The sequence below is a fragment of the Inquilinus limosus MP06 genome (assembly GCF_000767795.1).
In the GTDB taxonomy this organism is placed as follows: Bacteria; Pseudomonadota; Alphaproteobacteria; order DSM-16000; family Inquilinaceae; genus Inquilinus; species Inquilinus limosus_E.
The window spans coordinates 1-6,114 of record NZ_JANX01000388.1; the positions used below are offsets into that span (position 1 = coordinate 1).

7 protein-coding genes and 1 other RNA gene are annotated in these 6,114 nt (G+C 70.0%); 1 reads left to right on the plus strand and 7 read right to left on the minus strand.

Features of this window, described 5'->3' with window-relative positions; genetic code table 11:
• The 6 genes from rsmH to P409_RS23765 all read right to left on the minus strand — a co-directional run.
• Positions 1-780 (minus strand): 16S rRNA (cytosine(1402)-N(4))-methyltransferase RsmH (gene rsmH, locus P409_RS23745; protein ID WP_034844505.1); only part of this gene is annotated, 780 nt, incomplete at its 3' end.
• Positions 777-1,253, minus strand: coding sequence for a division/cell wall cluster transcriptional repressor MraZ (locus P409_RS23750; RefSeq protein WP_034844507.1), 477 nt, complete (start codon positions 1,251-1,253; stop codon positions 777-779). The genes rsmH and P409_RS23750, both read right to left, overlap by 4 nt.
• Before the next feature lie 352 nt (positions 1,254-1,605).
• An RNA gene (gene rnpB / locus P409_RS36405) (RNase P RNA component class A) lies at positions 1,606-2,013 on the minus strand.
• A gap of 95 nt (positions 2,014-2,108) precedes the next feature.
• Positions 2,109-2,930: an alpha/beta fold hydrolase gene (locus P409_RS23755; protein ID WP_034844508.1), complete on the minus strand. Its 822-nt coding sequence runs from the start codon at positions 2,928-2,930 to the stop codon at positions 2,109-2,111.
• A 114-nt stretch (positions 2,931-3,044) separates the two neighbouring features.
• Positions 3,045-3,764, minus strand: a complete 720-nt coding sequence (locus tag P409_RS23760) for a GNAT family N-acetyltransferase (protein ID WP_034844511.1) — start codon at positions 3,762-3,764, stop codon at positions 3,045-3,047.
• Between the two features lie 11 nt (positions 3,765-3,775).
• A complete protein-coding gene (locus tag P409_RS23765; protein WP_052121291.1) occupies positions 3,776-4,495 on the minus strand; it encodes a pyridoxamine 5'-phosphate oxidase family protein in 720 nt (239 codons plus the stop codon).
• A 150-nt stretch (positions 4,496-4,645) separates the two neighbouring features.
• On the opposite strand from P409_RS23765, the gene P409_RS23770 reads away from it, so the two are divergent.
• Entirely contained in the window at positions 4,646-5,173 is a 528-nt protein-coding gene (locus tag P409_RS23770) for a hypothetical protein (protein WP_052121293.1), read from the plus strand.
• A 3-nt stretch (positions 5,174-5,176) separates the two neighbouring features.
• Here the strand turns inward: P409_RS23770 and P409_RS23775 are convergent.
• On the minus strand, positions 5,177-6,114 hold a 938-nt coding region (locus P409_RS23775), incomplete at its 5' end, for an aminotransferase-like domain-containing protein (RefSeq protein WP_034844516.1).

Here is a 6,114-nt window from a genome sequence, read left to right on the forward strand (position 1 = left end):
GACATGGCGGGACACGCCGCCGCCGGCGCCGCTGCGCTCCGCCAGGAAGCGCTTGACGCGGCGGTCCTCCAGGCTGTGGAAAGTGACCACGGCGAGCCGTCCCCCGGGCCGAAGCAGGCGCTCAGCCCCGCTCAAGCCGTGGTCGAGTTCCGTCAGTTCCTCGTTCACCCACAGGCGCAGCGCCTGGAAGGTGCGCGTCGCCGGATCGATGCCGTCCTTCGATCGCGGCACCACCCGGCGCACGATCTCGGCCAGCTGCAGCGTGCGCTCGATCCGCGCCTCCTTGCGGGCGGCGACGATGGCGCGGGCGACGCGGCGCGACAGCCGCTCCTCGCCGAAGTCGTAGATCACGTTGGCCAGATCGTCCTCGGCCATGGCGTTGACCACGTCGGCCGCGGTCTGCCCATCCCGTCCCATGCGCATGTCGAGCGGGCCGTCGGCGCGGAAGGAGAAGCCGCGCGCCGGGTCGTCGAGCTGCGGCGAGGACACGCCGAGATCCAGCACCACCCCGTCGGCCTGCTCGCCGACCAGGGAGTCCATCGCGCCGAAGCGGCCCTCGATGATGCGGAACCGGCCCGGCTGCTCGGCCTCCAGCCGGCGCCCCTCGGCCACCGCCTCCGGGTCGCGGTCGATGCCGATCACCCGGCAATCGGCCGCCGCCAGCAGGCCGCGGGCATAGCCGCCGCGGCCGAAGGTGCCGTCGACGATCAGGTCGCCGTCGCGCGGCGCCACCGCCGCCACGATCTCGTTCAGCAGGACCGGGATGTGGGCGCCGCTCATGCCGCCCCTCCATTGGCGCCGGCCCCGTTGCCGCCGGCGCGGGCCAGGGTCAGCTCGCGCGACGCGGCCAGGCGGGCCTGCTGATGCGCCTTCAGCGCCTCCGGCTCCCAGATCTGGAAGCGGCTGCCCATGCCCATGAAGGCGACGCTGTCGGTGATGCCGGCCAGATCCAGCATATGCCGCGGCAGGATGATCCGCCCCTCCGGATCCATCTGCAGCTGCTGCGTCTCGGAGAATTCGCGGATTTCCAGAGCCTCGCGCTCCGGCGAGTACAGGTCCATCGCGTCGAGCCGGCGCTGCACCTCGTCCATGTAGGCCTCGGTGACCCCGTCCAGCGCCTGGCGGTCGGGAGAGGGCTTCAGGTTCACCACCGGAGCGCCCAGCGCCTCCAAGGTCGCGCGGAAGGGAGCGGGCACGCTGACCCGCCCCTTCTTGTCGACCTTGTTGACGTAGGTGCCCGTGAACCGAGCCATCCATCCCCCCAGCGGCGCGTCCGCCGCCTGCAACACCCCCGTCGCCCACACCCCGGAAGTGGACGATCGATCCCATCCGATGGGAGATCATGGGATATCATGGGTACGGGTGGAACGCAATGGGATGGACTGGTCAAATCATGGGAAATCAATGGATTCTCTTCGATCCGTGGTTTTTTTGCCGCTTTGCGGGGAGTCTTCGACTGACTCCGGAACAAATCCGAAGTTGGCGTGCTTCTTTCGACTCCGATTGCGGGTCTGTTTTTCTTTTGTTCTCCTGCCGCAGCAAGCAAAACGGCCCGGATCCGCTGTGCGGCCGGGACATGGAATGCCCTGGGGCGAGATAGGAAAAGGCGGCAGATGGCCTGTAAGCCGGGTTCTGTCCCCGGCCCCGTATCCTTGCGGACGGCGGGTCGGGGGATGGCCATTCCTCTGGGACGACGGTCGCCCGTCGCCTCGCGCGACCAACCCGGGCGGCAGGCGGAAACGCCTGTCGGCCCATGGTTTCCCATGAACCGCCCCGCCCCTATTCGGTCTTGCTCCCGGTGGGGTTTACCGTGCCGCGACCGTTGCCGGCCGCGCGGTGCGCTCTTACCGCACCCTTTCACCCTTACCCGGCCGGAGCCGGGCGGTTTGCTTTCTGTGGCACTGTCCCTGGGGTCGCCCCCGCCGGGCGTTACCCGGCACCGTGTTTCCGTGGAGCCCGGACTTTCCTCCCCGCCGGGCCGAAGCCCGGCAGAGCGGCCATCCGGCCATCTGCTGCTGCGCAGTGTATAGGAACAGGACGGCCGGACCGCAAGGCGGCCCATGCCGTCCCATGACAGATTGATGAAAGGGCGAGCCCCTTACGACGCGTCAGTCGTCGGCCAGCTGCCTCTCGAGCTCGGCGATCAGCGTCCGGTTGACGAAATCCGGGTTCTCGAGGCCCGAGACGTGGCCGGCATCGGGAACCGTGACGAAGCGGCAGCCGATGATGCCGGCCATCTCTTCGGTCTCGGCCGGCGGGCGCGGCTGGTCCTGCGCGCCGCAGACCAGCAGGGTGCGCTCGGGATCCAGCCCGCGCAGGCGCTCGCGGCCGTCGGGACGGCCGAAGATGATGCGGCCGAGCGGGATCACGCTCTCGCGCAGCCGCTCCGCCGACAGGCCGGCCAGGGATTGGCGCAGCCCGGCCGGCAGCGGCGACGCGGGATCGAGGCCGGGCCGGAAATAGAGCGGGACGATGATGTCCAGCATCGGGCCGGGCAGCGCCCCGATCGCCTCGATCTGGTCCATCAGCGCGGTATATTGCGCCCGCGACGCCGCCGGTTCGGGCAGGAGAGAGGTGTTCATCAGGACCAGGCTGGCGACGCGGTCCGGGGCCTGCAATGCCAGCTCGGCGCCCCACATGCCGCCGACCGAATGCCCGATCACGGCGAAACGCTCGATCCTGAGGGTGTCGAGCAACGCCAGGGCTTGTCGCGCCAGGCCTGGCAGGCCGTCGGTCTCCGCCGGCAGCCGGCCCGACCGGCCATGGCCCCACAGATCGGGCGCGATCACCCGATACCGCTGCGACAGCGCCTCGATCTGCGGCGCCCACATGCCGGAATCCCAGAGATAACTGTGGCCCAGCAGCACCGGAAAGCCGCTGCCCTGGTCGATGTAATGCAGGCTCTGGTCGTCGATCTCGGCAAACGGCATCGGCTGTCCCATCGGAGTCTGTTGCGGATGGAGTCCGCGCGACAGTCGCCGATCAGGATTGCGCGATCGTTTCGATCCTCCGGGAGACGTGTTTCAGCCGTAACGGAGGCCGCGTCAGCCCGGGGCGCGGGTGAGGTCCGACAGCTTCTCCTTCTGCCGGCCCTCGGCGTCGAAATTCGCCGGGTCGAGCCAGCGCTCGAAGGCGGCGCGCAGCCGCGGCCACTCGCCGTCGATGATCGAGAACCAGGCGGTGTCGCGGTTGCGGCCCTTGTAGACCAGGGTCTGGCGGAACAGCCCTTCATACTGGAAGCCGAAGCGGGCGGCCGCGGCGCGCGACGGCGCGTTCCGGCTGTCGCATTTCCACTCGTAGCGGCGGTAGCCCAGCTCGTCGAACACCCGCCGCATCATCAGGAACATCGCCTCGGTCGCCATCGGCGTGCGCTGCAGCAGCGGTGAGAAATGGATGTGCCCGACCTCGATCACCCCGTTCGCCGGGTCGATGCGGAGATAGGAGGCGACGCCGACCGCCCGGCCGGTGGCGCGGTCGATCACGGTGTGGAACTGCGGGTCGCTGCCGGCCGCCATCTTCTCCAGCCAGGCGCGGAAGCTGTCGAATTCGGCAAAAGGGCCGATGGCGAGATAGGTCCAGTTGCGGCCGTCCTGGTCGCGCCCCATCGCCTCGTACAGCTCCCCGGCGTGGCGGGCGGGATCCAGCGGCTCGAGCCGGCAGGTGCGGCCCTCCATCGGCGTGCGCGGCGGCGCCGGGCGCTTCTCCCAGCCGGGAACGGGGGCGCCGATCGGCTGGCCCAGGGGGTTGGTCAGTTCGGTGGTCATGGTGTCCCCACTCACTCGCCGGCTTCGACGGGGGCGATGCCGCCCCCGACATTGACCCGCAGGATCTCATCGAAGCGGGCATCTCTGGCATAGGGTTCGGTGCCGGCGCCGGGGGCGATGCCGGCCGGCAGCAGCGGGCAGGGCTGCAGCGCCCCGATGGTCTCGGAAATCGGGATCACCCCCGCCCAGATGCCGGCGGCCAGGTCGTCCTCGTCATCATGCGGCGGGCCGCTGCGGATCTTCACGCTGGCCTCCTCGATCGCCATCGAGATCAGCGCCGTCGCCCGCACCTCCTTGTCGGTCGGGCGCCGCATCTCCGCCACCCGCCCCGGGAACAGCCGCTCCACATAGGCGTCGAGCGCCTCGCGCTTATGCGCCTCGTCCTCCACCTTCGACGCGGTGCCGAACACCATCACCGAGCGGTAGTTCATCGAGCAGTTGAAGCCGGAGCGGGCGAGGACCAGCCCGTCGATATGAGTCGCGGTCAGGCAGACCGGCAGGCCCGCCCCCTGCCCCTGCAGCATCCTGCTGACCGAGGAGCCGTGCCAGTACAGCCGGTCGCCCTCGCGCCAATAGGCCGTGGGCGTGCAGTAGGGCTGGCCGTCGAGGACATAGGCGATGTGACAGACCACGCTGGCGTCGAGCACGGCGTAGACCGTGGCGCGGTCATAGGCCCCGCGCTTGGCCAGGCGCTTCAGCCTGGCGCGGGCGGAGGGGACGATCTGGTTCATGGCGGTCCTCGGAACGGCATTGGCCTTCCCGATGCCGCGTTCCGTGGCCGGTGAAAAGGTCCAATTCCGAAGGGGCCGCCCGACCAATGCGAATGAAACCGGCTGCTTCCCTGGCCTGTTGCCTGAACGAGGCGCAAAGAAGGTTCAGACATGCTGGTCAATTCCCCGCTCTCCGAGGAGACCAATCGCGAGGTCCGAACCCGCAGCGAGGCGGTCGACGACGCGGTGATGCGTGACCTGCTCAAGGCCGTCGCCGCGAGGGTCAAGCGGGTGGACCGCGACCACGACATCCCCTACACGGCGGGCTACAGCCAGAACGGCGAGACGATCTATATCGACCGGCACATGCCGCGGTCGCACGCATTCGGCGGCCGTAGGGTCGAGACCGACGCCTTCCTGGTGCTGCACGAGACAGTCGAGAAGGCCCTGCTGGACGAGCTCGGCCTCCACTACATCCATGCCCACCAGATCGCGCTGCGCAGCGAGCGCGCCGCGGTGGAGGCGCACGGCATCGCCTGGCGCGACTACGACCGCTTCACCCAGCAGAACGTGAAGCACATCGCCGATGAGAGGCTGACCAAGGTGCCGAACGACCTGGACCTGACGCCCTATCGCGAGGAGCAGGATTTCACCCGGCTGCAGCAGCTGATCGCCGCCATTCGGACGGACGAAGGATAGCGGTCAGCGGAACCCGCGCAGCACCGCCCCGAGGGTGCGGGCGGCGGCGTCGAGGGCCTGGGGCGGGTAGCCAGTGAAGCCCAGGATCAGCGCCCGGCGCGGCGGCGCCGCGATATGCATTGGCGACAGCGGCCGCACCACGACGCCGCGCCGGCGCGCCGCCTCGGCCACCGCGACATCGTCCAGCCCCGGCCGCAGATCGGCGACGAGATACATGCCGCGGTCGACCGGGACGACGGCCAGGTCGTCGCCGGCCTCCGCCGCCAGGGCCGCGGTCAGCCGCTCGCGCCGCTCGGCATACTCCTGGCGCATGCGGCGGATGTGCCGGGTGAAATGGCCCTCATTGATGAAGTCGACCAGCACGTCGTCGAGGATGGTCGACGGGAAGCGGTCGGCGGCGTTGCGGATGACAGCGAAGCGGCCGACCAGCTCCGGCGGCAGCACGACGTAGCCGACGCGCAGCCCCGGGAACAGCACCTTGCTGAGGGTGCCGATATAGATCACGCGGCCATGCCGGTCCAAGCCCTGCAGGGCCGAGAGCGGCCGGCCGGAGAAGCGGAACTCGCTGTCGTAATCGTCCTCGATCACCCAGCGCCCGTCGCGCGCCCAGTCCAGCAGGGCCAGCCGCCGCGGCAGGCTCATCGCCACGCCCAGCGGGTAGTGATGCGTCGGGGTGCAGTAGAGCAGCCGGGCCTCGGGCTCCAGCGCCAGGCCGGCGGCGACGTCCAGCCCCTGCCCGTCGACCGGCACCGGGGCGATCCGCAGCCGGTGCTGGCGCAGGCAGGCCAGCGCCGCCGGGTAGCACGGATCCTCGATCCAGGCGGGGTCCCCCTCCTGCGCCACGGCGCGCAGCACCAGGTCCAGCCCCTGCTGGCTGCCGGAGACGATGGCGATGCGGTCGGCGTCGCAGGCGACGGAGCGCGACACCCGCAGATACTCGG

Excerpts from the sequence above, each read along its gene's own strand:
- P409_RS23750 (WP_034844507.1), bottom strand. The coding sequence starts at position 1,253 with ATGGCTCGGTTCACGGGCACCTACGTCAACAAGGTCGACAAGAAGGGG.
- P409_RS23755 (WP_034844508.1), bottom strand. The coding sequence starts at position 2,930 with ATGCCGTTTGCCGAGATCGACGACCAGAGCCTGCATTACATCGACCAG.
- P409_RS23760 (WP_034844511.1), bottom strand. The coding sequence starts at position 3,764 with ATGACCACCGAACTGACCAACCCCCTGGGCCAGCCGATCGGCGCCCCC.
- P409_RS23765 (WP_052121291.1), bottom strand. The coding sequence starts at position 4,495 with ATGAACCAGATCGTCCCCTCCGCCCGCGCCAGGCTGAAGCGCCTGGCC.
- P409_RS23770 (WP_052121293.1), top strand. The coding sequence starts at position 4,646 with ATGCTGGTCAATTCCCCGCTCTCCGAGGAGACCAATCGCGAGGTCCGA.